Raw genomic sequence first — 25,674 nt, forward strand, 5'->3', positions numbered from 1 at the left:
CATTTGCAGCATAGTTGTTTGCAATCATGACCGACGATTCTGTGCCAATCCGATCCATCTGCGTCTATTGCGGCTCAAGGCCGGGCCGCGATTCTTCCTACATGGCTGCCGGCCGCGCGCTGGGCAAAAGTATAGCCGAAAACGGCCTGCGCCTAGTCTATGGCGGAGGAACGAAGGGCATCATGGGCGCCGTCGCAAGCGGCGTGCTCTCAAACGGCGGTCAGGTTACCGGCATCATTCCGGAATTTCTCGTCGACATGGAAGCGACCCGCCATTCGCTCGGTCAATTGGACGAGCTCATCATAACGCCTGACATGCATGCGCGCAAACATACCATGTTTGAGCGTGCCGATGCATTTGTGGCGCTGCCGGGCGGTATCGGCACGCTGGAGGAGATCGTCGAGATCATGACGTGGGGCCAGCTCGGCCGACATGAAAAGCCGATGGTTTTCGCCAATATCAACGGCTTCTGGAATCCGATGATGGAGTTGATCCGCCACATGACGGAAGAGGGCTTCGTCCACACGGCCCATCGCGTCCAGCCGCTTGTCATCGACAAGGTCGACGATATTATCCCGGCCATCCGCAAGCATGCCGCCGAGGCACGCGGCGACCGCGGCGGCGAAGAAGCGGTCATCTCCAAGCTGTGATCAATGCATGGTCGCGTCGCGTGGAACCGCGAAGCGGTCTTGCGATAAAGACTTCTGCAGAGCCAAATAGCCGAAGCGCACCGGCCGACCCGAGAAGTCGCGGTGCGCTTTTATGTTTTGCTAACTATAATTATGGGTTAGCGGTCTTTGCTCTGACGCAGCATCGACCAGCTGTAGAGCACGAGCCCTGCCCAGATCAGCGAAAAGGCGATCATCTGTGTCGAGCCGAATGGTTCCTTGAACAGGAAGACGGCAATCAGGAAGACCATCGTCGGCACGATGTACTGCATGATGCCGATCGTCGACAATCTCAGCAGCTTTGCGCCATTTGCAAAAATCATCAGTGGTAGCGCAGTCACCAGCCCGCAGCCCAGCAGAAGCGCTGTATCCGTTAGGCCGGTCTGATAGAGGTGACCTTCGCCGCGCGCTTCGAGATAGATGATATAGAGCGTTGCCGGAACGCAGAGCAGCAGCACCTCGATGAAGAAGCCCTGATTGGCGCCGACAGGCAGCGTCTTGCGGAAAAAGGCGTAGAAGCCCCAGGAGAAGGTCAGGGACAGGGCAACCCAGGGAAGGGTGCCGGCCTTGATCGTCAGGATGACGACCGCGATCGCAGCAAGACAGATTGCAATGATCTGCACGGGCGCCAGCCTTTCCTTCAGGAGCAGTGCCCCAAGCGCGATACTGAACAGCGGGTTGATGAAGTAGCCGAGCGCCGCATCGAGCGAATGGCCGGCGCCGATCGCCCAGACATAGGTGCCCCAATTGATCGTGACGAGCGTCGCGGTCAGCGACGCCATCGCAATGGTGCGTGGATTGCGGAAAGCGGCCCTCACGTCCTTCATGCCGCCCAGAGCCAGCAATACGGCGCCCGCGACCGGAACTGACCAGAAAATGCGGTGAGCAATGACTTCTAACGCCGGGATATGCGCCAGGGCTTTCATATAGAGCGGCAGAATGCCCCAGAAGAGATAGGCCGTCATCGCATAGCCGAAGCCGCGCAGACCGTCATTGCTTTTCATTTCCGGCTTGATCGTATCGGTGGCCATGAGCGTTTCCCGTCATTCCCGAGAGCATTTTCGCCTTTCATTAGATCGCGAAAACGCTCTCTCTTCTTGTTTCTCTACGCATTCCGGACGGAAAACCGCTTCGCGCTTTTCCTGGAAATGCTCTGTTATTTGAGACGGGATTACTCCAAGGCGCGCGGTGTGGCCAATTCATTTCCTTGACGGCATCGTCAACCTTTTTGATGAGCGGCGCATCATTCCGCGGCGATCTTGCCTGCCATATGCCGGTTCTTCATCAACTTGTAGATGACGGAATCCATCAGAGCTTGGAACGACGCATCGATGATGTTTTCGGACACGCCGACCGTCCACCACCGCACGCCGTCGCTGTCGGTGGATTCGATGAGGACGCGGGTGATGGCCTCGGTGCCGCCATTGAGGATACGCACCTTGAAATCCGCCAGTTCCAGATCGTCGATCTCGTGCTGGTATTTGCCGAAGTTCTTGCGCAGTGCCAGGTCGAGGGCGTTGACGGGGCCGTCGCCTTCGGCAACCGACATGATGGTTTCGCCATCGATGATGATCTTGACCACGGCTTCCGAGACGATTTTCACCCGGCCGTGGGAATCAAAGCGGCGCTCGACCATGACGCGGAAGCCGTCGATCGAGAAGAATTCCGGGGTAGTGCCGAGTGTCCGGCGTGCGAGCAGCTCGAAACTTGCATCCGCGCCTTCGTAGGCATAGCCGGTCGCTTCACGCTCCTTGACGATCTGGATCAGCCGGTCGAGCTTCGGGTCGTCCTTACCCACCTCGATGCCGCGCCGCTTCAGGGCGTTGATGAAATTCGACTTTCCGCCCTGGTCGGAAACCATGACCTTGCGGAAATTGCCGACGCTTTCGGGCGTCACATGCTCGTAGGTGCGCGGATCCTTCAGCAATGCCGAAGCATGAATGCCGGCCTTGGTCGCAAAGGCCGATGCGCCGACATAAGGCGCCTGATGATCGGGTGAACGGTTCAGCAGCTCGTCGAAGGCATGCGAAAGTTCGGTGAGACCCACCAGTCGCTCGGCATCGATCGTCGTTTCGAAGCGCTCGCTGTAAGCGCGCTTCAGCGCCAACGTCGGGATCAGCGTCACCAGATTGGCATTGCCGCAGCGCTCGCCGATGCCGTTCAGCGTGCCCTGGATCTGCCGCACGCCGGCTTCCACGGCGGCAAGCGAATTGGCGACAGCCTGGCCGGTGTCGTTGTGGGCGTGGATGCCAAGACAGTGGCCGGGAACGCCGCAGGCGATGACAGCCTCGACGATGGCGCGGACCTCCGGCGGTTGCGTGCCGCCATTGGTGTCGCAGAGCACGATCCAGCGCGCGCCCGCATCATAGGCCGTCTTGGCGCAGGCGAGCGCATAGGTCGGGTTGGCCTTGTAGCCGTCGAAGAAGTGCTCGCAGTCGACGAGCGCCTCTTTCCCGGCGCCCACAGCCGCCTTGACGCTCTCGCCGATGCTTTCGAGATTTTCTTCGTTGGTACAGCCGAGAGCGACTTTGACGTGATAGTCCCAGCTCTTTGCCACAAAACAGATCGCGTCGGCCTTTGCCTGCAGCAGGCTGGCAAGACCGGGGTCATTGGAGGCGGAGATGCCAGCGCGCTTTGTCATGCCGAAGGCGACGAAAGAGGCCGATTTCGTGCGATTCTGCTCGAAGAACGCCGTGTCCGTCGGGTTGGCGCCGGGATAGCCGCCCTCGACATAATCGAGGCCGAACTCGTCCAGCATGGTGGCGATGGCAATCTTGTCCTCGACCGAAAAATCTATGCCGGGCGTCTGCTGACCGTCACGGAGCGTCGTGTCGAAGAGATAGATTTTTTCGCGTGTCATACTGTTTCCTCCGGCGAACCGGCTTGATTGTGGTGTGCTTTTATCGGCCACGTCCGAACCCATTGCAGGGAGGGGGAGGAGCGGCCAGCGCGAGGGGCCTTACCTCACTTTCGGCAAGGCCCTACGCGATGCCGATGTCAAATCTTCAGCCCTTCCGCCGGCCAGATTTCGGTATCGTGGTCCGGATGCTGGAAGGAGATGATCTGTTCCTGTCGGGCGTAGAAATCCGGGTCCTGATGAACGGGCTTGTCGAAGATTGTGTCCACCCAGGGCAGGCGGTAGGCGTAGTTGACCTGAATCTGCGGCGCCAGATCGTCGCGCTCGTCGAAGGCGCCGATGGCGATTTCGAGGCCCCCCGGATGGCGATAGGTCAGCGGCGTGCCGCAGTTTTTGCAGAAACCCCGCTCGATGTTGACGGAGGACTGGAAATAGCTCGGTTCGCCCCGGGTCCATTCCAGGCCCTCATCCGGTGCCGTCACCAGCGCGGAGAAGAAGCTGCCGAACTGCTTTTGGCACATACGGCAATGACAGATCGACGGCCGGCCGAGCTCGCCGCGAATGCGAAACCGCACCGCCCCGCACTGGCATCCTCCGCTTCTAGTGGCTTCACTCATGGCTCTTCTCCTCTGGCCAGCTTTGGGTATCGTAATCGGGATGTTGGTGGTTGGAGTGCTTGATCGAGACCGCACGATCAGAGCTATCCTCATCGGGCTCCATAGGCAGGACATCCAGCGCATGGAACCAAGGCATTTTTCCCGCCGGGTTCGATTGCGCGATGGGTTGAACTGCCGCCGGCTCATCCAACGAGCCGAGCGTCACATTGATGGAATCCGTACCGGGAATATCATAGAACAGGGGCGTACCGCAGGTGCGACAAAAGCCGCGCCGGACAAGGTCGGACGAGTGAAACCAAGACGGTTCGCCACGCGTCAGCTCGAAATCGGCGCGTTTGGCATTCCCCAATGGCAAGGCATAATTGCCGGATGCTTTCTGGCACATGCGGCAATGGCATAGATGGGGGTAGCCGAGCGCGCCAACGGTGCGATAGCGAACCGCGCCGCACTGGCATCCACCGCTATGGCCCGTCGTCATTGTCATTTTCCGACCTCTGGCGGCCATGCCGCGGTATCGTGATCCGGATGCTGGTACGACACGATTTCCAGCACGAAGGGCGCCTGCTCGACATCGTCCTCCGTCCGGCATCCCGGCAGCAGATGCAGCCGGTCGACGAAGTCAATTTTGCCTTCCGTTCCATATTGGATGACGGGCGGCAGCTGCGAGGGGTCATCAAAGGCGCCAGCCGCGACCGCAATGCCATCGGGTGCCTCATAAGTGAGCGGCGTGCCGCAATCCCCGCAGAAGCCGCGCTTCACATAGTTGGAGGATTGAAACACCTTCCGCACGCCGCGCGTCCATATAAGTTCCGCACCGCGTGTCGAGACCAATGGCGCATAATAGGCGCCGAAGGCCTTCTGACACATGCGGCAATGACAGATCGACGCATCCTTCAGCTCGCCCCGTACCCGGAAGCGAACCGCGCCGCACTGACAGCCGCCGGTGTGGATCATGCTCACCGCTTGATCTCCCACGTGGTGATGCGCTCACCCGTCGCCGTGTCCTTGCCATCCTTGAGCTGGATGCCCATGGCCGTCAGTTCGTCGCGAAGCTTGTCGGCCTCGGCGAAGTTCTTTGCCTTCAGCAACTCCAGGCGCTGGCGCACCTTGGCGTCGATTTCCGCAACGACGGCGTTGTCGACCTCCGCCTTCTTCGGTAGCAGGCCGAGGAGATCAGCACTGGCTGCGAAGGTGGGCAGGAGGCTGGCATCGGCATTGGCGGCTTGCGCCAGGGCATGCAATGCCTGAATGGCCGCGACGGTGTTGAGATCGTCCCCGAGAGCGGTAAGCACCGTAGGATCCGGGAAGGCGTCGCTGACGTCAGCCGCCGGCCATTTGGCGATCAGCCGCTCTGCTTCCTCGAGGCGCTTCACCGAGAAGTCGATCGGCTCGCGGTAATGCGTCATCAGCATGGCAAGCCGCAGCACGTCGCCCGGCCATGTTCGGCCGCCGAGCTTGTCTGTCTCCAGCAGTTCGTAGATCGTGACGAAATTGCCTTCCGATTTCGACATTTTGCGGCCTTCAACCTGCACGAAGCCGTTATGCATCCAGACATTCGCCATGGCATGCGTGCCATTGGCGCAACGCGACTGGGCAAGTTCGTTTTCATGATGCGGGAAGATCAGGTCCAGACCGCCGCCATGAATATCGAAGACGTCACCGAGATAGCGGCCGCTCATGGCCGAGCACTCGATATGCCAGCCCGGGCGGCCGCGACCCCAAGGGCTTTCCCAACCGGGCTCATTCTCATCCGACAGCTTCCACAACACGAAATCGCCTGGGCTCTTCTTATGCTCGTCGACCGCGACGCGTGCGCCGGCCTGCTGCTCATCGAGATTGCGCTTCGAAAGCTGTCCGTAATCGGCCATCGACTTGGTGTCGAACAGCACTTCGCCGGCCGCCCGATAGGCATGACCCTTGGCGATCAGCGTTTCGATGATCGTGATCATCTGCTCGATACTATCGGTTGCGCGCGGCTGCACGGTTGGCTCCAGGCAGCCGAGATCGGTCGTATCCTTGCGATACTGCCGCTCCGTCTTCTCCGTTACCAGCCGGATCGCCGCGTTCAGCGGCAGGCCGGGATGGTCGCGCAAGGCGCGCGCGTTGATCTTGTCGTCGAGATCGGTGATGTTGCGAACATAGGTAACGTGGCTTTCGCCATAGACGTGCCGTAACAGCCGGAAGAGCACGTCGAAGACGATGGCCGGGCGCGCATTGCCGATATGGGCGAAATCATAGACCGTGGGGCCGCAGACATACATGCGGACGTTGTTGCGGTCGATCGGCTGGAAACCGACCTTTTCGCGCGTCAGCGTGTTGTAGAACTTCAGTTGCAGCTCGGTGCCCATTTCATTCTCCCAAGGCATAAATCCGAAAAATACCGTCACCGGCAGGCCGGACGTTTGTCATCTTGGATTTTGGGAGACGAAAACGGCCAGGCCAGCGAAACGCTAGCGAATAATCTTCCGGCAGATAATGCAGATAACCGTTTTCATGGGCGGCTTTATCGCGCGCCGAAAGAATTTGGTCAAGTAGGGAGTAGGCCTCTCCCGCACGGGGAGAGGGGGTTTTTTATTCAGGCATCCGATAGTCGACGAGCCTGTTTTCGCGCACGACGAAAAGCTTACCGGTTTCGGTGACATCGGCGCCCACGAGCGGCAGGATCGCCTGGGCGACATCGCGGGGGTGCGGTAGCGTATCCGGATCTTCGCCGGGCATGGCTTGAGCGCGCATCGCGGTTCGGGTAGCACCCGGATCGACGCTGGTGATGCGCAGCGATGTGCTCTGCGTTTCTCCGGCCCAGGTGCGGGCAAGTGCCTCGACGGCAGCCTTTGATGCGGAGTAGGGACCCCAGAAGGGCCGGCAGCGATGAGCAGCGGCCGAGGAAAGAATGACGGCGCGGCCGGCCTCGGAGCGCATCAGCAGCGGCTCGACGGAGCGGATCAGCCGCCAGGTAGCCGTCACGTTGACGGTCATCACCTTCTCGAACACCTTGGCCTCGACATGGCCGATCGGCGAGATCACGCCGAGCACGCCGGCATTGGCAACGAGGATATCGAGCTTGCCCCAGCGTTCGAAAATGGAGGCGCCAAGTGCGTCGATGGCGTTCATGTCGGCGAGGTCGAAGGGAACCAGCGTTGCCGAACCGCCGGCGGCCTTGATGGCATCGTCCAGCTCCTCAAGGCCGCCCACCGTGCGAGCGCAGGCGATGACGTGCGCGCCGGCCTTGGCCAGTTCCAGTGCCGTGAAGTAACCGATACCGCGCGACGCTCCCGTGACGAGGGCGATCTTATCCTTGAGATTGACGCTCATGCTGCCTTGATCCGAATGCCTGGGAAAGAGAAAGGGGCAGGGCGCCCCTGTCAATCGTTGCTGTGTCGGCTGTTATCGCGCTCAGCCGTTGCTGGCGAGAACGGAAAGCTTGCGCACGTTGCTGGTGCTTTCCTTGTCGAGCAGGCGCGTCGGATAATCGCCGGTGAAGTAGTGGTCGGTAAACTGCGGCTGCGCATTGTTGCGCGGCTCGCCGCCGACGGCGCGGTAAAGACCGTCGATCGACAGGAATTGGAGCGAATCCGCACCGATATAGTCGCACATGGCCTGCAGGCTGCCGTACTGGTTGGCGAGCAGCTTGTCGGCATCCGGCGTGTCGATGCCGTAGAAGTCCGGATGGAAGATCATTGGGCTGGCGACGCGGATATGTACTTCGCTGGCGCCGGCATCGCGGATCATCTGCACGATCTTGACGGACGTCGTGCCCCGCACGATGGAATCGTCGACCAGTACGACGCGCTTGCCCTCGATGATGGCGCGGTTGGCGGAATGCTTGAGCTTCACGCCGAAGGCGCGGATCTGCTGCGTCGGCTCGATGAAGGTTCGGCCAACATAGTGGTTGCGGATGATGCCGAGCTCGAAAGGAATGCCGCTTGCCTGCGCGTAGCCAATGGCGGCCGGCGTACCGCCGTCCGGCACCGGCACGACCACGTCGGCGGCAACAGGTGCCTCCTTGGCGAGGTTGATCCCCATGTTCTTGCGAGCTGCATAGACGTTACGGCCGCCGACGACAGAGTCGGGACGAGCGAAATAGACATATTCGAACAGGCATAGGCGCTCGGGCTGGGAAACCTCGGGCTTACGGGCGTCCACGGTGATCGAACCATCCGGCTGGATCTCGCAGATGATAACTTCGCCGTTTTCGACGTCGCGGACATATTTTGCGCCGATGATGTCGAGAGCGCAGGTCTCAGAACAGAAGATCGGCTTGCCGTCGAGTTCCCCCATGACAAGCGGCCGGATGCCGATCGGGTCGCGCGCGGCGATCAGCTTCGTGCGCGTCATGGCGAGCATCGAATAGCCGCCTTCCATCTGCCTGATGGCATCGATGAAACGGTCTGAGGAGGAAGGATGCTTGGAGCGGGCGATGAGATGCAGGACGACTTCGGTATCAGAGGTCGACTGACAGATGGCGCCGTCTGCGATCAGCTGCCGGCGCATCGTCAGGCCGTTGGTGAAGTTGCCGTTGTGGGCGATGGCGATGCCGCCGACTTCTAGTTCGGCAAACAGCGGCTGGACATTACGCAGAATGGTTTCGCCTGTCGTGGAATAGCGTACATGGCCGATGGAGCGGTCGCCGGGCAGGCGCGCCAGCGTGGCGGGATCGGTATAGTGATCGCCGACGAGACCCATCCGCCGTTCCGAATGGAAGCGCTGACCATCGAAGGAGACGATGCCGGCCGCTTCCTGGCCGCGATGCTGCAGGGCGTGCAGGCCAAGCGCCGTCAGCGTTGCAGCATCGGGGTGCCCCAAAATGCCAAACACGCCGCACTCTTCATGCAGCGTGTCGCCGTCGATGTCATTCTCGATGGAGAGGGAATGGTTCATGGCTGCTGGCCTTTGCTCTCAACGTGGCGGATCGGGCGGCGTCACGGCAGGATACTAAAATAGCTGAGAATCCGGCCGGAAAACATATCGGGCCGGATCTTCATGTTTCTTGCCGCTCACATGGCGATTATCGCGCGGCGGGTCAAGCCTGTAAACGCCAGGCCTGTAAACGCATTGTCAATTGTTTGTCTGCGGTGCCGGTGCGTCGTCGGACGGTGCCGCATCGTTCGGCGCCGCGTTGTCGCCGCCTTCCTGAGGTTGCGTCCGCTGCTGCTGGTTCGGAGCGATCTTGTTCAGGATCTCCGGCGGCAGCATCGCCTGTACGTTTTCGGGAAGCGCCGACTTCAGCTTTTCGACCATCGAATCGAGGAAGGGCTTGGACTTGGCGTTGTTGACCCAGTCCGGCCGCGCGGCTGGCGCGACGAGCCAGTTCCAGAAGGCGACGACGACAACCATGAGCAGCAGGCCGCGAGCCGCACCGAACAGGAAGCCGAGCGTCCGGTCGAGGGCACCGATGCGGCTGTCGATGATAAAGTCGGCAATCCGGATGGTGATGAAGGAAATGATGATCAGCGCCAGCAGGAAGATGACGCCGGCCGAAGCGATTGTCGCGATCTTGGTATCGGCCTTGTACTGAAGCGCATAAGGAAGAAGCAGAGGATAGAGATAGTAAGCAGCGACGGCCGAACCGCCCCAGCTGACGATCGATAGAATTTCGCGCGAAAAGCCGCGAACCATGGCCAAAACGGCGGAAAACAGAAGAACGCCGAGAACAATACCGTCGAAAATCGTAATGGGCATGTATAATCCACTTCAAGACTTGCCGCGCCATGTGGCGGGCATCGGCCTCAGTATGAGCCTCTTCTACGTCAAGGACGGCTGAAGTATGGCTCAGTCTTCATCTTCCGCACGCTTAAGCGCGGCCTTCGATCCGGCAATGCGCACCACCAGATCCGGCAGGCTTTCGATCTCGCTCCAGCGTCCACCATTGACCTTTGGCAGGTCGGCGGAAGCGGCAGGTAAGACGGCCGTGGAAAACCCCAGCTTCTCGGCTTCCTTGAGGCGCTGGGCGGTGTGCGCAACCGGCCGGACGGCGCCCGACAGGCTGACTTCGCCGAAATAGACGCAATCGGCGGGCAGAGCAAGACCGGCCAGGGAGGAAACCAGTGCAGAAGCGACCGCGAGGTCGGCCGCCGGCTCGGAAATGCGATAGCCACCCGCAACATTGAGGTAAACATCGTGCTGGCCGAGGCGAACGCCGCAATGCGCTTCCAGTACGGCAAGAATCATCGATAGCCGCGCCGAATCCCAGCCGACGACGGCGCGGCGCGGCGTGCCAAGCGAGGTCGCCGCCACCAGCGCCTGCACCTCGACGAGAACGGGACGGGTACCTTCCATACCGGCAAATACGGCGGCGCCCGGCGACTTTGAGTTGCGTTCGCCGAGGAAAAGCTCCGACGGATTGGGCACATCACGCAGGCCCCTGTCGGACATTTCGAAGACGCCGATCTCATCCGTCGGGCCGAAACGATTCTTGACCGTACGGAGGATGCGATAGTGATGGCCGCGATCGCCTTCGAAATAAAGAACGGCGTCGACCATATGCTCGACGACGCGCGGACCGGCGATCTGGCCGTCCTTGGTGACGTGGCCAACCAGCACCATCGCCGAGCCGGTCTGCTTGGCAAAGCGGATCATGGCCTGCACGCCGGTGCGTACCTGCGTCACGGTGCCGGGAGCGGATTCGGCTAGTTCGCTCCAGAGGGTCTGAATGGAATCGATGATGACGAGATCAGGCCTCTTGCCCTCGGCAAGCGTCGCCAGAATGTCTTCGACATTGGTTTCGGCTGCCAGCATCACATCGGTATCGGCCGCCTGCAGCCGCTGTGCGCGCAGGCGAACCTGCGCCACCGCTTCTTCGCCGGAGACGTAGACGATCTTGTGCCCGCGTCGGGCCAGTGCTGCGGCGGCTTGCATCAACAGCGTTGACTTGCCGATGCCCGGATCGCCGCCGACGAGAACAGCCGAGCCGCGCACAAAGCCGCCGCCCGTAGCGCGATCTAGCTCGGATACGCCGGTATGGATGCGCGGTGCTTCCTCGATCTCGCCGGAAAGCGAGGTCAGCGTCACCGGCTTGCCCTTCTTCGGCGTCCTGGCTGGACCGCCGCCGATCCCGCCCATGGGATCTTCCTCGACGATGGTGTTCCACGCGCCGCAGCTATCGCACTTGCCTGCCCAGCGGTTATGGATCGTACCGCAGTTCTGGCAGATGAATTGTGTCCGGGCTTTAGCCATAGAATGCTGTTCTCAAAGTTCAATTGCTTCGCTTTTCGCAACGAATCGCTTGGGCAGTCAGATAATGTCTTTCGCAGCCCATCAAAACTAATGATTTCCGTATCAATGCCGATCGTGCGAGCCTTTATGCCAGCCTTTTTCTGGATGGTGGCCGATGTTCGACTATTCGCTTGCCCACTGGATTGCCTTTCTGACTGCAGCGATTCTTCTCAATCTATCGCCCGGGCCGGATATCGCCTTCATTCTCGGCCATACGATTAGAAGTGGCATGCGCTCGGGTTTTGCCGCCCTGTTCGGGATCTGGAGCGGTGCCGGCCTGCATGTGCTCATGGCTGCCGCCGGCCTGTTGGCGATCCTTGCCGCCTCCGCTCTGGCCTTCTCGACGATCAAGTGGATCGGCGCCGTCTATCTGATCTGGCTCGGGATACAGGCGCTCCGCTCGAAGGGCGACGGCGCCTGGATCAAGGAGGCAGGCAACGCGTTGTCCTGGGGGCGGATCTATCGGCAGGGGATCTTCGTCGCTCTCCTCAACCCCAAGGTCGAGATTTTCTTTCTCGCCTTCTTGCCGCAATTCGTCGTCGAGGGTGCCGGGCCGGTCTGGGCGCAGCTTTTGCTGCATGGCAGCCTGATCATCGTCGTGGCGGCCTTCATCGAGCCGCCGCTCATCCTGCTCGGTGGTCGTCTGAAGGAGGCTCTCAGGCGAAATCGCAGCTTCGGGCTTTGGCTGGACCGCGGCCTTGGCACTTTGCTCGTCGCGCTCGGCGTGCGTCTGGCAATCAGCGCTCGGTAGAGCGCCGACCGCAAAGTGAGCGGCAGTTTCCGCCGCCGCGGAGATACTTCAATATCGGGCTATTCCTCGATCTCTTCCGAGATATACCGGCGCTCGTGTCTGAGCCCCATGCTTGTCAGCATCTCGTAGCCGATCGTGCCGGCGGCTCGGGCTGCGTCATCGACCAGGATATTGTTGCCGAAGAGTTCGACATAGTCGCCGGCGCGCGCCAGGTTTTCCGGCAGGTCGGTCACGTCGAAGATGGTGAGGTCCATGGTGATGCGGCCGGCAACCGGCACCTTGTACCCGGCAATGAAGCCGTGGCCTGCGGCGACATCGGTCTGACGCAGCGGCACGCCGGCACTCGACAGGCTGCGCATATAGCCATCCGCATAGCCGGCCGAAACGATCGCCAGCCTACTGTCTCGCGTCAACCGAAGTGCACGGCCGTAGCCCACCGTTTCACCCGCCTTGACGGAACGGGTCTGGATAATCCTGGCCTCGGCCGTCGCGACCGGGCGCATCGGATTGGCAATACCGGGAACGGCCTCGCCGCCGTAAGTGGCGATACCGGGGCGGGTGAGGTCGAAATGATAGTCCGGCCCGAGAAAAATGCCGGCGGAGTTGGCAAGGCTCGCCTCGATGCCTTCGAAGGCAGCGCTGACTTTGCGGAAAGCCTCGAGTTGCTGGCGGTTCATTGCATTGGAGGGATCGTCGCCGCAGGCAAGGTGGCTCATGACAAGCACCGGTGCAAAGCTTGCCGGGCGGGAGACGTCGTCGGCAAGTGCGATCGCATCCTCCATGGGCAGGCCCAGCCTGTTGAAGCCGGTATCGACCTGCAATGCGCAAGGATAGTCGCCGTATTCCGACAGGACCGACATCCAGAAGGTCAGCTGTTCTTCCGAGGCGATAACCGGAACGAGATCGTTTTCGAAGAACGTCGGCTCCATGCCCGGCCAGATGCCGCAGAGCACGAAGATGCGTGCCTCCGGCGCATAGAGTCGCAAAGTCGCGCCTTCGTCGGCGGTGGCAACGAAGAAGTCGCGCGCGCCGGCCGCGTAGAGCGTCTCACCGACATCCTCGATTCCGAGCCCATAGGCATCGGCCTTGACCACGGCCGATGTCCGGGCCCTGCCGGAACGGCGGGCCATCTCGCGCCAGTTTTCGACGAGAGCACCGAGATCCACCGTCAACCGCAGGCCAGCGGAAGCGAAAGCGTCGTAGTCATCGAAATTGTCTGTCATGGAGCCGCCTTAACTAAGCAATGGCCGGAGGTGATGTCGCTCCGGCCAGGATAATGATCATCGATGAAAAGAAAAAGTGCTGCGGCGCATTATGCCCCGCAAAGCCCTCTTGTCAGTGCTCTTCGTATTGAATGAACGAGGAGTCGGCGAGATCCGCAAAGCGGGTGAATTCCGACTGGAAGGCGAGCCGCACAGTGCCGGTCGGTCCGTGGCGCTGCTTGGCGATGATCACGTCGGCCGTACCCTTCACGCGCTCGAACTGGGCTTCCCATTCGGCATATTTGGGGTCGTTGATATCGCGCGGCTCGGAATTTTTAACGTAATATTCCTCGCGGAACACGAAAAGCACGACGTCGGCGTCCTGCTCGATAGAGCCGGATTCACGAAGGTCGGAAAGCTGCGGCCGCTTGTCTTCACGGCTTTCGACGGCGCGCGAGAGCTGGGAGAGCGCGATGATCGGAACGTTCAGTTCCTTGCCGAGCGCCTTCAGGCCGGTGGTGATCTGCGTGATTTCCTGGACGCGGTTCTCGTTCGATTTTCCCGAGCCGGTCATCAGCTGGACGTAGTCGACCACCAGAACGTCGAGGCCGCGTTGTCGCTTGAGGCGGCGTGCGCGCGCCGACAATTGCGCGATCGAGATACCGCCGGTCTGGTCGATATAAAGCGGCACCTTCTGCATCATCATCGAGCAGGCAACCAGCTTCTCAAAGTCCGCATCGTTGATATCGCCGCGACGAATCTTTGACGAGGAGACTTCCGTCTGCTCGGAGATGATACGGGTGGCGAGCTGTTCCGACGACATTTCGAGCGAGTAGAAGCCGACGACACCGCCGTTCTTAGCCTTGGTGGAACCATCAGCCTGTACTTCGCCTTCGAACGAGGCGGCGATATTATAGGCGATGTTGGTGGCGAGCGAGGTCTTGCCCATGCCGGGACGGCCTGCAAGGACGATCAAGTCGGAGCGCTGCAGGCCACCCATTTTGCTGTCCAGCGAGTGGATGCCGGTGGAGATACCTGATAGACCGCCATCGCGCTCCTTGGCGACTGCCGCCATGTCGATCGCCAGCGCCACGGCATCGTTGAAGGCCTGGAATCCGCCGTCGTAGCGGCCGTTTTCGGCAAGCTCGAACAGCCGGCGCTCGGTGTCTTCGATCTGCGTCTGCGGCGGCATGTCGAGCGGCGCGTCATAGGCGATGTTGACCATGTCTTCGCCGATGGTGATCAGCGCCCGGCGCAGCGCCAGGTCGTAAATGGCGCGTCCATAGTCCTCGGCATTGATGATCGACACGGCTTCGACTGCGAGACGCGCGAGATATTGCGCGACCGTCATGTCGCCGACCTTCTCGTCGGCCGGTACGAAGCTCTTGATCGTGACTGGATTGGCCGTCTTGCCCATGCGGATAATGTCGCCGGCGACTTCGAAGATCTTCCGGTGCAGCGGCTCATAGAGATGGACCGGCTTCAGGAAGTCGGAGACGCGATAATAGGCATCATTATTGACGAGGATGGCGCCGAGCAGAGCCTGCTCCGCCTCGATATTGTTGGGCGCTTCGCGATAATGCTGCTCGGCGGGAGCAATGGCGGCAAGCTTGCGCGCAGCTTCGTTCATTTTCCATCTCTTCGTGCTTTAGGGTGTCGACTGGTTTGCGACGTTCCGCCGTCACGGTCAACAGCGCAAACGCATGAGCATGTGAAGCGTCACAAATCGGTCGGGTCTATCAACGTTGTTCCACTCGTCCACAGGGACAGATTTCCGCCACGTAAAAAATCTCTTGTGACCACTTTGCAACGCAAGGATCGACACACGAATCACGTAGGCGAATTAATCGTGGGGAACATTTTAGCGGGGTCTTTCAAGGTGTGCATTAGCTGTTGCTCCCATCACGCTTGAAAAATTGCGAAAATCTGTTTATTTCCTATGAGTTAGGGTAGGGTGCTAATAGTATAAAGTTGTAATGATGTCCGGAACTCCATCGAGACAAGAACTTTTCGACGACCTTTTTGCTTTCAACCGCAAGCTTCGCGCTGCGTTTGATGCGCTTGTTCGCGAACATGGCATGACGCTTTCCCGCGCCAGGGTTTTTCGCAAACTCTCCCGCAGGGATGGGATCAACCAAAGGGAGCTCGCCGACGAGCTGGAGCTCGAGACGCCGACGCTCGTGCGTATCCTCGATGCGATGGAGGCGCAGAATTTCATTGAGCGCCGCCCGGCCCAGTCCGACCGCCGCGCCAAGCAGATATTCATGACGGAATCCGGAAAAGTCGTCGCCGCCGAGGTGGAAGCCCTTGCCACCGGTGTGCGTGCGGATATCTTGGAGGGAATTTCGGACGAGGACGTCGGCGTGGCGCTCAAGGTTATCCGCGCGATGACGGCCAACGTCCAGAACGTGGGTAAATCATGAGGTAGTGTATGAGCGGTGATCCGGGTTCGGTCGCCAACACGGAAGCCAACACCGTCCCCCCCGCTTCACCGCCTATGCCGGGCTGGAAAGTGCCGCTCTATATTGCGGCATCCGTCATGTTCTTTTTGACCCAGGGCCTGGGTCTCAATCTCGCTTTTGCCAATCTCACCCAGATTCAGGGAACGATCGCGGCAACGACCACCGAATCCGCATGGCTCTCGGCCGCATATATGGCGCCCAATGTCAGTCTCGCCATTGCGTTGGTGAAAATCCGCCTGCAATATGGAGTGCGTAATTTTGCCGAGGTCAGCATTCTCGGCTTCGTGCTCGCCTCGCTGCTCAATCTCTTCGTCTCCGATCTGCATTCGGCAATCGTCGTCCGCTTTCTGAGCGGCATTGCCGGTGCGCCGCTCTCGACGCTCGGCTTTCTCTACATGCTGGAAGCCTTCGAGCCGGCCAAGAAGATGACCGTCGGCGTCAGCCTGGCGATGATGAACACACTGCTTGCCGCTCCCATCACCCGCCTCGTATCGCCCTCGCTTCTCGATTACGGCGAGTGGCGCGGGCTTTACACGCTCGAGATGGCGCTGGCATTGCTGGTCATGCCGATCATCTATCTCCTGCCGTTGACGCCGCCTCCGCGCGTCAAGGTCATCGTCCTCGGCGATATCTTCAGCTATCTGCTGGTGGCGATCGGCTTCGGCTGTCTTGCGGTGGCGCTTTCGGTCGGCCGTCTTTACTGGTGGCTGGAAGTGCCCTGGCTCGGCGTCGTGCTGGCGCTCGGCATCGCGTCGATCACCGCCGCTATCGTCGTCGATCTCCGACGGTCGACACCGCTCATCGACGTGCGCTGGCTTCTGCGGCCGGAAATCCTGCATCTGACGGCGATCCTGCTGATCTTTCGCCTGATTGCTGCCGAGCAGACCTATGTCGTCATGACCTTCTACCAAAACGGGATCGGGCTGCTCTACGACCAGCTCTCCATGCTGTACTGGATCATCCTCGCGTTCTCGATCATTGGCGGTCTCATCTGCACCGTGTTCATGAACTATGGCTTCACCTGGCAGATACAGTTCGTCGCGCTCATCCTGATGGCGGCGGGTTGCTTGATGGACTCGCAGGTCACGAACCTGACGCGGCCGGAGCAGATGTACCTCAGCCAGGCGCTTGTCGCTGCGGGAGCGGCATTGTTCCTGCCGCCGTCCATGTCGGAAGGCTTCAGGGCGGCCATATCCAAGGGGCCGCCCTATCTCGTGACCTTCTTCGTCGTTTTCACCTTCACGCAGAGTATCGGCGGCCTCATCGGCTCTGCCTTTTACGGCACGCTGATTATTATTCGCGAGAAGTTCCATTCGGCGATCCTGACCGAGCGCGTATTGCTGACCGATCCGCATGTGGCCGATCGCGTCAGCCGGCTTTCGGCCTCTTATGGCAAGGTGATCGGCGACAGTGCCCTTCTGAAAGGGGAAGGGATGGCGCTACTCGGCGCGCAGGTGAGCCGCGAAGCCAACATGCTCGCCTATGGCGATGCATTCCTCGTTGCCGCCGTGATTGCCTTGCTGTCGCTGGCGGGCCTCACAATCCATGTTTTCTATCGCTTCGTTCGGACGCGGCTCGCGGACGATCAGTCGCGGGTCGTGACATCCAACCCATGAGGAAATGAAGTAGCTCTATGCCGAGGCTCGTTCGCTCCCCCATCGAAGTCATCGCGGTTCTCGCCGGTATCGGCGGTGTCATGCTCGTACTCTATGCCTGGCATCTGCCACCGTTCAAAACCTCGGTGGAGACCACCGACGACGCCTATGTCAAAGGCTATGTCACGACCATCAGTCCTCAGGTGAGTGGCTACATTACCGACGTGCCGATCAAGGACTACAAGCTCGTCAAGGAAGGCGATGTGCTCGCCCAGATCGACGACCGCATCTACAAGCAGAAGGTGGCGCAGGCGCGCGCGACACTTGCCGGGCAAAAGGCGGCACTCGCCAATTCACAGCAGCAGGAACAGGCGGCCAAGGCCGGCATCGTCTCCAGTCAGGCGCAGATCGACAGCGCCGATGCGGCGCTGAAACGTGCCCAGCTTGCCGCCGATCGCGTGACGACGCTGGTCGCCAGAGGCGTGTCGACGACAAGCGATGCCGAGCAGGCGCAGGCAACGCTGCGGCAGGCCCAAGCCTCGGTCAATCAGGCTAAGGCGGCCCTCGACGTCTCGCAGCAGAATCTGACGACCATCATCGTCAACCGTGCTTCGCTGGAGGCCGGTGTCAGCGGCGCGGAGGCGGCAGTGCAGCTCGCCGATATCGATCTGGACAACACGACGATCAGGGCGCCCCAGGACGGCCGCGTCGGCGAAGTCGGCGTTCGCCTTGGCCAGTATGTGACTTCAGGCACGCAGCTCATGGGGCTGGTGCCGAAGGATGTCTGGGTCATCGCCAATTTCAAGGAAACACAGCTTAATGGCATGAAGCTCGATCAGCCGGCCACGATTGCGGTGGATGCACTCGGCCATCGCGAAATCAAGGGCCGCATCCAGCGCTTCTCGCCGGCCGCCGGTTCCGAATTCGCCGTCATCAAGCCCGACAATGCGACAGGTAATTTCACCAAGGTTGCTCAGCGCATCGGCGTCCGGGTGAAGATCGAGGATGGTCAGCCTTTGGCGAGCGAACTGGCGCCCGGCATGTCGGTTATCGTCTCGATCGACAAGGATTCGGCGCCGCTGCCGGAGGCCAAGGCTGGCGATTGACAGAAGGAATTGCTTTCGGCCGCAAACAAAAAGCCTGGGTCGCGAGACCCAGGCTTCTTCATAGGCAATGCTGCGAAGACGTGAAGATCAAGCTTCGTCTTCGTTGTCGCGGTCAGCTTCCGGATCGAAGAAGTCTTCCGGACGCAGGGCGTCCTCGTCGATGCCGTAGATGGCGTCGGCGGAGGTGAGGGTTTCGCCCTTGGACTGACGCTCGGCTTCTTCAGCGGAACGGGCAACGTTCAGCTCGACCTTGATTTCGACTTCGGCGTGAAGAGCGATGGCAACGTCGTGCAGGCCGATAGCCTTGATCGGCGTGTTCAGGTGAACCTGGCTGCGGCCGATGTTGAAGCCTTCTGCGGCGAGGATTTCGACGACGTCACGAGCAGCGACCGAACCGTAGAGTTGGCCGGTTTCGCCAGCCGAGCGAACGACAATGAAGGACTTGCCGGCGAGAACGTCGGCAACCTTCTGGGCTTCGCTCTTGCGCTCGAGGTTACGGGCTTCGAGCGTCGAACGCTCAGCTTCGAAACGGGCCTTGTTGGCGGCGTTGGCGCGCAGCGCCTTGCCGAGCGGCAGCAGGTAGTTACGGGCAAAGCCGTCGCGAACCTTTACGGTTTCGCCCATCTGGCCGAGCTTGGAGATGCGTTCGAGAAGAATGACTTCCATTTTCTTGTTCCTTTCGATGTCAGATTTTCGTGTCGGTTGGTTTGGATGTATCGGCATTCTTGTGCGGGGTCAGTGATATCGCCTTGCGGATATCGTAGAGGCCGAGAACAAGGATGATGAGGAGCGGCAGCGTCAGCAGGAAAGACGCGAGGTAACAAAGCACCAGCACCGGAATACGCCAGTCCTTGCCACGCGTGCGGTAATGCAACGACGCGAAGCCGGAAACGATGAAGCCCGCGCCGAAGGCACCGAGCACGGCGGCTGCGATGAGCGCCAGCACGCCACCGAAGAAGATGACCACGATCGCCGCCAGGAAAACGAAGATGGCGTTGCGGTTCATGCGCAGCGACGAGGGGATGTCCTCGCGCGGGCGAAGATTGTGTTTCGAGGCGGCAACGATACGTGTGGCCACATAATAGGCTGCCAGCATCATCATGACCCAGATCATGCCCCAGGCGATGGGGATGGCGTAGAGCATGAGGAGCTTGGTCTTTGCGATCGCCACCGGATCGACGTCCAGCGTCGGCTGCTGCTGGCTCATGACCTTGACGTAGACGTCCACCACCTGGCTGACGAGATCGGCATTATAGCCCATGACCGCGCCGGCGATGATGATGACGACGGCGGCGAGGCCGCAGAGGTGGAGCATAATGTCGGAGAGCGGATACCAGGCCATCAGGTGATCCGGGCCGCCAAGCTCGGATGCAGGCCGTGCCAGATTGGCAAGATGACTCAGCCATGCCGGAATCAGCGCCAGTACGACGGCAAATATCCCGAAATACATCGACTGCACGAATGTGCCGACAATACCGGCTGCCACGACGGCGGTGATGACGGCCACATTGCCCCAGCCGAGGCCGACGATCAGGATGGGAAGAGCTGAAAGCGCACCGAAGAGAATGAACAGCAATGGCTGAAGCGTCGCGCCGTACACGAGTAAGGCGGCGGTCAGACCGGCGAGAGCGCCGATGCCAAGCTCTTTTGCGTTCAATTTCTTCACGTCGCTGTCCTGCTTCATATCGAGCAGTTAGAGGATGCTCTCGGCACTCGGGCCAGAAAGCCGTCCCCAACATGGGGTTTCAAGGTTCCGATCCGCGCCCATCGCGAAAGGGAGAAGGGAAGGCATTGCTGCCTTCCCCTTATTCACTCTGCGTCAGGCGCTATTAAGCGACGACGTAGGGCAGCAGGCCGAGGAAACGGGCGCGCTTGATCGCCTGGGCGAGTTCGCGCTGCTTCTTCTGGGAAACGGCCGTGATGCGGGAAGGAACGATCTTGCCGCGCTCGGAAATGTAGCGCTGCAGGAGACGAACGTCCTTGTAGTCGATGCGCGGCGCATTGGCACCCGAGAACGGGCAGGTCTTGCGGCGGCGATGGAACGGACGGCGGACCGGTGCGGAGGAAACTTCAGACATTCTCAAATCTCCTTATACGCGGTCTTCGCGCGGACGGCGCGGACGGTCTTCGCGGTCACCACGATCCGGGCGCGGACCACGATCGCCGAAGCTGCGCTCCGGACGGTCGCCGTCACGACGCGGACGGTCGTCACGGTCGCGCTTCTGCATCATGGCAGACGGGCCTTCTTCGTGCTTTTCGACAGCGATCGTCATGTAACGCAGGACGTCTTCGCTGATGCGCATCTGGCGTTCCATTTCCTGGATCGCAGCGGCCGGAGCATCAATGTCCATCAGGGCGTAGTGAGCCTTGCGGTTCTTCTTGATGCGGTAGGTGAGGGACTTGAGGCCCCAGTTCTCGATACGCCCGACTTTACCGCCGTTAGCTTCGATAACACCCTTGTACTGTTCTACGAGGGCGTCGACCTGCTGAGCGGAAATATCCTGCCGGGCAAGGAATACATGTTCGTAAAGAGCCATGGATAGCTTTGCCTTTCTTGCGTTGGTCTGAACCCGATATTCGGCGGCTAAGCCTCAACGACTGCTCCTGAGAGGGTAAACCCAAGCAAGAAAAGCGTTTCCGAGACGGTCGAGAGCGGAGACACGGGAGGCTGGAACGCTTCCGTTCCGAACGATTCCCCTCTCGGAAAACCGGCCCTCCGTTCAGCCACCAGCCAGAAGACCGGGTTGCGAACAGGGCGGCTTATACGGATTTTTCTCAGAAAGGCAAGGGGAGCGACGAAATTCGAAGAGATCGACACGGAGTTCTTATAGTAGATGTCGCCTACTTGTTCGACAGCAAATCGCCACAGCAGACTTCCCGGACATATGTATTGCCATAGGTGACAAATGCGGCCTTCGGAATGGCATTGCTGGCACGCAGCATCTGATACAGGGATTTTTGGGTGTCGTTGTTGCCCGTCGCTCCGACCGCGACCGCGAACCTGCCATTTGTTGTGAGATGCACCGCCAAAGTGAGTGCGGAAGTCAGAACGAGCGACTTCGCCGCCTCCAGATTATCCTCGCTCTTGATCTGAATATATCTTTGGCCGAATGGTCCCTCGTCGAATTCGCGAACCCATACCCAGGTTTGCAGCATATATCCGTTATATCCATCGATCGAGACCTCATACCATTCGCCCTTGCTGGCCTTGATCTCAAGCCCGCTTCCGCTCGCAAAATCGGCAATTGTTTTTGAATTCTCCGTGGCGTTCGCCATTAAGGGTGCCGTGCCTTTCGGATGCTCGATAATTCCATTCTTCGCGACAGGAATTTCAAGATCGACAGCCGCGCTCTCGGGGGCTTGCGGTTCCGCCGCCGCTGCCGGCTCATCTGCATCCGTTGTCGTGACACGATAGAGCTTCATCTCACTTGCAGAAAGATAGCGTATGTCATCGGAATCATATTGCAGGGAGAGCTTCAACAATCCGGGATCGGCACCCATATCGGTCATGTAGGATATGACATCGGCGGTTATCGTCTGGACCGCTGCGACGGCCTCTTCAACGCGCATACCCTTTGTGTCGTTGAACGAAGCCTTGTGGACACCGATCGATCCAGCATCCGCAATGCGAACGACGCCGCCAAGGAATGCCAGAGAGCAGGCGGATGCGCATTCTTGTGCACGCACGGTGACCGTGTTCATTCCAAGCGAGCGGATCAGTCTTCCAAGTTCGATCGCCTTCCGGATATTTCCACCAGGGCTATCGAAGGTGACCGCGTTCGCACGATAAGATTTCACTGCCTTGCGAAATTTGTTCAGGTCGTCGTCCGCTTCGAACGAGCCGTCCACAATGACATAGTGCAATCCGTCGTCAGTCGTCAGATGGCTGCAGCTGAGACAGGCAACCGCATTGCTTGCAAAGAAGATCATGCCGAAAACTAAAGCGCAGCCTATTTGAAATGGCCTCACCACGCTCACCCCCACCCATCGCGAATTGTGATTTTCATAGGTTTTGATTTTCTACAAGGCCGCGCTTACTTTTGACTCTCGTTAGCGTTGAGATTGTGGAAGCGGCAACTTGCAGGCCTGCCGATCTTGTCGCCTCATTGCGTGAGGCTGGCTCTTTGGTCATGATGCGATGATATCAATGGCGGCAGCACGGTCTGTTCATGCGTATCTTTCTGGTCCGGCACGGCGAATCCCTCGGCAATATCGACGACAGCGCCTACCGGCAGTTCGGTGATCACAACGTTCCGCTGACAGAGTGGGGACATCGGCAGGTGCTGCGGGCGGGTCAGGCGATCGCGAGCTATCTCAAAGAGCTACCCGGTGCCGAACTGCGCAGGCTGAACGTCTGGTATTCGCCTTTCCTGCGCACGCGGCAGAGCAAAGATACTCTGCTGGAGGTCCTGCCGGCCGATCTGATCGAGGATGTCACGGAGGATTATCTGCTGCGCGAGCAGGATTTCGGGCTCTTCACCGAAATCTATGATCATGCCGAACAGAAACGGAAATTCCCCGACGAATTCGAGAAATGGGCGAGGCTTCGCAACAATAACGGCAAATTCTATGCGCGACCGCCGGATGGAGAAAGCCGCGCCGATGTCGCCCAGCGCGTTCGTCTGTTCCTGCAGACCGTCATGCACGATGCCGAAAACGGGAAGAACAATATCATCATCGTCGGCCATGGCGTGACCAACCGGGCATTCGAGATGAACTTCCTACACCATCCGGTCGACTGGTTCGAACGCTCGGACAATCCGGGCAACGCCGATGTCACCTTGATCGAGGGGCGGCATTCTGACGACTATCGCTCGATCCTGCTTCATAAGTCCGTGGATAGGGCTCAAGGGCAGAACGAGCTATGTGGGGCCTATGGTTCTGAGCCCGACGTTGTGTCCAATATTGAAGAGTAAGGCATCGGCGGAGTACCTTCTAATCTCACTTCTTAGATAGGCTGCGGCGCCCTGCGATAAATTGGGGGCGCCTCTCCAGCTTTACATCGGCATCGGATACTTCCGGTGAACCTGCTCGATCTCCGCCAAGGCCTCGGTCGGCAGCGTCACATAAGCAGCGGCCACATCGGTCTCCAGCTGCGCCATCGTTGTCGCGCCGATGATGACCGACGTCATGAAGGGTTTGGTGAGGCAGTAAGCGAGCGCCTGCTTGGAAGGATCGATGCCGTACTTGGCGGCGATTTCCAGATAGGCCTTGACCGGCGGTTCCTGCAGCGGCTGCAGGCGGCCGCCGATATCCTGGTTGATCGAGCCGCGCGAGCCGGCCGGCCGTGCGCCGCCGACATATTTGCCGGTAAGGATACCGCCGGCCAGCGGCGAGTAAGCGAGCAGCCCGACATCTTCGTGATGCGATAGCTCGGCCAGATCGAGGTCGAAATGCCGGTAGAGCAGGTTGTACTCGTTCTGCGTGGTCGCCACGCGCGGCAGGCTCTTCTGCTCGGCAATCGTCAGATATTTCTGAATGCCCCAGGTCGTCTCGTTTGACAGGCCGATGGCGCGGATCTTGCCGGCCTTCACCAATGCGCCCATCGTTTCGAGGATCTCGGTGATGTCGGCGACCGCCTTCGCGCGATCCTGATTGAAAGGATTATATCGCCAGTTTTGGCGGAAATGGAAATGTCCGCGGTTCGGCCAGTGAACCTGATAGAGGTCGATATAATCGGTCTTCAACCGTTTCAGGCTGGCGTCAACAGCCGCATTGATATTGGCGGCGTCGGGGCCTTGTCCGCCGCGCAAATATTCGCGACCGGGGCCGGCGACCTTGGTGGCGAGCACCACGTCCTTCCGCTTGCCCGTCTTCTCAAACCAGGTGCCGATGTACTCTTCCGTGCGCCCTTGCGTCTCCGGGCCCACGGGTGTCGTCGGGTACATTTCGGCCGTATCGAAGAAATTGATGCCTTTGCTGATGGCGTAATCCATCTGCTCATGCGCTTCGGCTTCGCTGTTCTGCGTTCCCCAGGTCATTGTGCCCAGACAAATCTGCGAGACGGAAATATCGGTGCGGCCTAAATTCTTATATTTCATGAGAAAACCTTGGAAGACGAAGGAAAAACCTGAGGGAGGGGATAGCGGGAATTTAGGCTCGAATTGAGCAAGTGCAAGAAGAAAATCACGCTGTTTCGCATGCGCAAAAGCTTGTGGCTCCGGGACTTGCGCTATTGACTCCACCGCAAACAATGTCATTGGGAAGCAAAACGACCCCCAAAAGGACGCTTTATAATGACTGTTGCTTTCACATTTCCCGGCCAGGGCAGCCAAGCCGTCGGCATGGGCAAAGACCTTGCCGACAATTTCGCCGAGGCGCGTGCCGTCTTCGAAGAAGTCGATGAAGCGCTCGGTGAAAAGCTCTCCGAAGTCATCTTCAACGGCCCGGAAGATAGGCTGACGCTGACGGCCAATGCACAGCCGGCGCTGATGGCCGTCTCGATGGCTGTTATCCGCGTTCTGCAGGCACGTGGTCTCGATCTGAAGAGCAAGGTCGCCTATGTGGCCGGTCATTCGCTTGGCGAATATTCCGCTCTCTGTGCCGCCGGCACCTTCTCGCTTGGTGACACGGCGCGGCTGCTACGCATCCGCGGCAACGCCATGCAGGCGGCTGTTCCGGTCGGCGTTGGCGCGATGGCCGCGATCATCGGCCTCGAACAAGCTGACGTTATCGCCGTCTGTGCGGAAGCATCTGCGCTAGGCGCCTGCCAGATCGCCAACGACAATGGTGGCGGCCAGATCGTCATCTCCGGCGAGAAGGCTCCCGTCGAAAAGGCGGCCGAGCTTGCGACCGCCAAGGGCGCCAAGCGCGCCATCTTGCTGCCGGTCTCCGCACCCTTCCATTCGGCGCTGATGGCGCCGGCCGCCGAAGCCATGCGCGAAGCGCTTGCCGGCGTCGCCAAGGCCAATCCGGTCGTGCCTGTTATTGCCAACGTCAAGGCGGCTCCGGTGATGGATGCCGACGAGATCGCCAGGCTGCTGGTCGAACAGGTCACAGGCCAGGTGCGTTGGCGCGAGACGGTGGAATGGTTCGCTGCCAACAATGTCACGACATTGTATGAGATCGGCGCCGGCAAGGTGCTGACGGGTCTGGCCCGCCGCATCGACAAGTCGGTCAACGGTATTGTCGTCAACAATGCTGCCGATATCGACACGGCGCTTGCAGCACTGCTCGGCTGAAAATCTAGAAGCGAGGGAAACAC

25 protein-coding genes are annotated in these 25,674 nt (G+C 59.9%); 7 read left to right on the forward strand and 18 right to left on the reverse strand.

What is annotated here, in order from left to right; genetic code table 11:
• Positions 1–26: 26 nt before the first annotated feature.
• Positions 27–650: a TIGR00730 family Rossman fold protein gene (locus QD461_RS03755; RefSeq protein ID WP_414086534.1), complete on the forward strand. Its 624-nt coding sequence runs from the start codon at positions 27–29 to the stop codon at positions 648–650.
• A gap of 137 nt (positions 651–787) precedes the next feature.
• On the opposite strand, the gene rarD is transcribed toward QD461_RS03755, so the two are convergent.
• The 10 genes from rarD to radA all read right to left on the reverse strand — a co-directional run bounded on the left by rarD (position 788) and on the right by radA (position 11,315).
• On the reverse strand, positions 788–1,699 hold the full coding sequence (gene rarD, locus QD461_RS03760) for an EamA family transporter RarD (RefSeq protein ID WP_414086535.1): 912 nt from the start codon (positions 1,697–1,699) through the stop codon (positions 788–790).
• Between the two features lie 212 nt (positions 1,700–1,911).
• Positions 1,912–3,528: a citramalate synthase gene (gene cimA / locus QD461_RS03765; protein WP_414086536.1), complete on the reverse strand. Its 1,617-nt coding sequence runs from the start codon at positions 3,526–3,528 to the stop codon at positions 1,912–1,914.
• Between the two features lie 137 nt (positions 3,529–3,665).
• On the reverse strand, positions 3,666–4,142 hold the full coding sequence (locus QD461_RS03770; RefSeq protein WP_184701492.1) for a GFA family protein: 477 nt from the start codon (positions 4,140–4,142) through the stop codon (positions 3,666–3,668).
• A complete protein-coding gene (locus QD461_RS03775; protein ID WP_414086537.1) occupies positions 4,135–4,626 on the reverse strand; it encodes a GFA family protein in 492 nt (163 codons plus the stop codon). The genes QD461_RS03770 and QD461_RS03775 overlap by 8 nt, the downstream gene beginning before the upstream one ends.
• Positions 4,623–5,096, reverse strand: coding sequence for a GFA family protein (locus QD461_RS03780; RefSeq protein ID WP_414086700.1), 474 nt, complete (start codon positions 5,094–5,096; stop codon positions 4,623–4,625). The genes QD461_RS03775 and QD461_RS03780 overlap by 4 nt, the downstream gene beginning before the upstream one ends.
• 2 nt (positions 5,097–5,098) lie before the next feature.
• Positions 5,099–6,490, reverse strand: coding sequence for a cysteine--tRNA ligase (gene cysS, locus QD461_RS03785; RefSeq protein ID WP_414086538.1), 1,392 nt, complete (start codon positions 6,488–6,490; stop codon positions 5,099–5,101).
• Between the two features lie 223 nt (positions 6,491–6,713).
• Positions 6,714–7,454, reverse strand: a complete 741-nt coding sequence (locus tag QD461_RS03790) for an SDR family NAD(P)-dependent oxidoreductase (protein WP_414086539.1) — start codon at positions 7,452–7,454, stop codon at positions 6,714–6,716.
• 81 nt (positions 7,455–7,535) lie between these two features.
• On the reverse strand, positions 7,536–9,020 hold the full coding sequence (gene purF, locus QD461_RS03795) for an amidophosphoribosyltransferase (protein WP_414086540.1): 1,485 nt from the start codon (positions 9,018–9,020) through the stop codon (positions 7,536–7,538).
• 177 nt (positions 9,021–9,197) lie between these two features.
• Entirely contained in the window at positions 9,198–9,821 is a 624-nt protein-coding gene (locus tag QD461_RS03800) for a CvpA family protein (protein WP_184701502.1), read from the reverse strand.
• Positions 9,822–9,911: 90 nt separating this feature from the next.
• Positions 9,912–11,315, reverse strand: coding sequence for a DNA repair protein RadA (gene radA, locus QD461_RS03805; RefSeq protein ID WP_414086541.1), 1,404 nt, complete (start codon positions 11,313–11,315; stop codon positions 9,912–9,914).
• Between the two features lie 154 nt (positions 11,316–11,469).
• Here radA and QD461_RS03810 point away from each other — a divergent pair, with 154 nt between their 5' ends.
• A complete protein-coding gene (locus QD461_RS03810) occupies positions 11,470–12,105 on the forward strand; it encodes a LysE family translocator (RefSeq protein WP_414086542.1) in 636 nt (211 codons plus the stop codon).
• A 59-nt stretch (positions 12,106–12,164) separates the two neighbouring features.
• Here QD461_RS03810 and alr read toward each other — a convergent pair whose 3' ends face one another.
• A complete protein-coding gene (alr, locus tag QD461_RS03815; protein ID WP_414086543.1) occupies positions 12,165–13,328 on the reverse strand; it encodes an alanine racemase in 1,164 nt (387 codons plus the stop codon).
• 112 nt (positions 13,329–13,440) lie between these two features.
• Entirely contained in the window at positions 13,441–14,937 is a 1,497-nt protein-coding gene (locus QD461_RS03820) for a replicative DNA helicase (protein WP_184701510.1), read from the reverse strand.
• A 349-nt stretch (positions 14,938–15,286) separates the two neighbouring features.
• Between QD461_RS03820 and QD461_RS03825 the strand changes: the two genes are divergently transcribed.
• From QD461_RS03825 to QD461_RS03835, 3 genes are read left to right on the forward strand one after another with little or no spacing between them, the layout of a single operon-like run.
• Positions 15,287–15,730, forward strand: coding sequence for a MarR family winged helix-turn-helix transcriptional regulator (locus QD461_RS03825; protein ID WP_184702229.1), 444 nt, complete (start codon positions 15,287–15,289; stop codon positions 15,728–15,730).
• Between the two features lie 8 nt (positions 15,731–15,738).
• Positions 15,739–17,385: an MFS transporter gene (locus QD461_RS03830; RefSeq protein ID WP_414086544.1), complete on the forward strand. Its 1,647-nt coding sequence runs from the start codon at positions 15,739–15,741 to the stop codon at positions 17,383–17,385.
• A 17-nt stretch (positions 17,386–17,402) separates the two neighbouring features.
• Positions 17,403–18,470 (forward strand): HlyD family secretion protein, encoded by a 1,068-nt coding sequence (locus QD461_RS03835; RefSeq protein WP_184701514.1) that lies wholly within the window; start codon positions 17,403–17,405, stop codon positions 18,468–18,470.
• Between the two features lie 87 nt (positions 18,471–18,557).
• Here the strand turns inward: QD461_RS03835 and rplI are convergent, their stop codons facing one another.
• The 5 genes from rplI to QD461_RS03860 all read right to left on the reverse strand — a co-directional run bounded on the left by rplI (position 18,558) and on the right by QD461_RS03860 (position 22,400).
• Positions 18,558–19,136: a 50S ribosomal protein L9 gene (gene rplI / locus QD461_RS03840; protein ID WP_184701516.1), complete on the reverse strand. Its 579-nt coding sequence runs from the start codon at positions 19,134–19,136 to the stop codon at positions 18,558–18,560.
• A 19-nt stretch (positions 19,137–19,155) separates the two neighbouring features.
• Positions 19,156–20,136: a DUF2232 domain-containing protein gene (locus QD461_RS03845; protein ID WP_414086545.1), complete on the reverse strand. Its 981-nt coding sequence runs from the start codon at positions 20,134–20,136 to the stop codon at positions 19,156–19,158.
• Positions 20,137–20,299: 163 nt separating this feature from the next.
• Entirely contained in the window at positions 20,300–20,548 is a 249-nt protein-coding gene (gene rpsR, locus QD461_RS03850) for a 30S ribosomal protein S18 (protein ID WP_004122103.1), read from the reverse strand.
• A 12-nt stretch (positions 20,549–20,560) separates the two neighbouring features.
• Entirely contained in the window at positions 20,561–21,007 is a 447-nt protein-coding gene (rpsF, locus tag QD461_RS03855; protein ID WP_028753379.1) for a 30S ribosomal protein S6, read from the reverse strand.
• A 304-nt stretch (positions 21,008–21,311) separates the two neighbouring features.
• Positions 21,312–22,400: a hypothetical protein gene (locus QD461_RS03860; RefSeq protein WP_414086546.1), complete on the reverse strand. Its 1,089-nt coding sequence runs from the start codon at positions 22,398–22,400 to the stop codon at positions 21,312–21,314.
• Between the two features lie 239 nt (positions 22,401–22,639).
• Between QD461_RS03860 and QD461_RS03865 the strand changes: the two genes are divergently transcribed.
• The gene (locus tag QD461_RS03865; protein ID WP_414086547.1) at positions 22,640–23,386 is read left to right on the forward strand and encodes a histidine phosphatase family protein; all 747 of its coding nucleotides are present in this window, start codon (positions 22,640–22,642) and stop codon (positions 23,384–23,386) included.
• A gap of 81 nt (positions 23,387–23,467) precedes the next feature.
• On the opposite strand, the gene QD461_RS03870 is transcribed toward QD461_RS03865, so the two are convergent.
• On the reverse strand, positions 23,468–24,511 hold the full coding sequence (locus tag QD461_RS03870) for an aldo/keto reductase (RefSeq protein ID WP_184701525.1): 1,044 nt from the start codon (positions 24,509–24,511) through the stop codon (positions 23,468–23,470).
• A gap of 195 nt (positions 24,512–24,706) precedes the next feature.
• Here QD461_RS03870 and fabD point away from each other — a divergent pair, with 195 nt between their 5' ends.
• Positions 24,707–25,651: an ACP S-malonyltransferase gene (fabD, locus tag QD461_RS03875; RefSeq protein WP_414086548.1), complete on the forward strand. Its 945-nt coding sequence runs from the start codon at positions 24,707–24,709 to the stop codon at positions 25,649–25,651.
• Positions 25,652–25,674 lie beyond the last annotated feature (23 nt).

The sequence above is a fragment of the Rhizobium sp. BR 314 genome, from assembly GCF_047445805.1.
Classification (GTDB): domain Bacteria; phylum Pseudomonadota; class Alphaproteobacteria; order Rhizobiales; family Rhizobiaceae; genus Rhizobium; species Rhizobium lusitanum_B.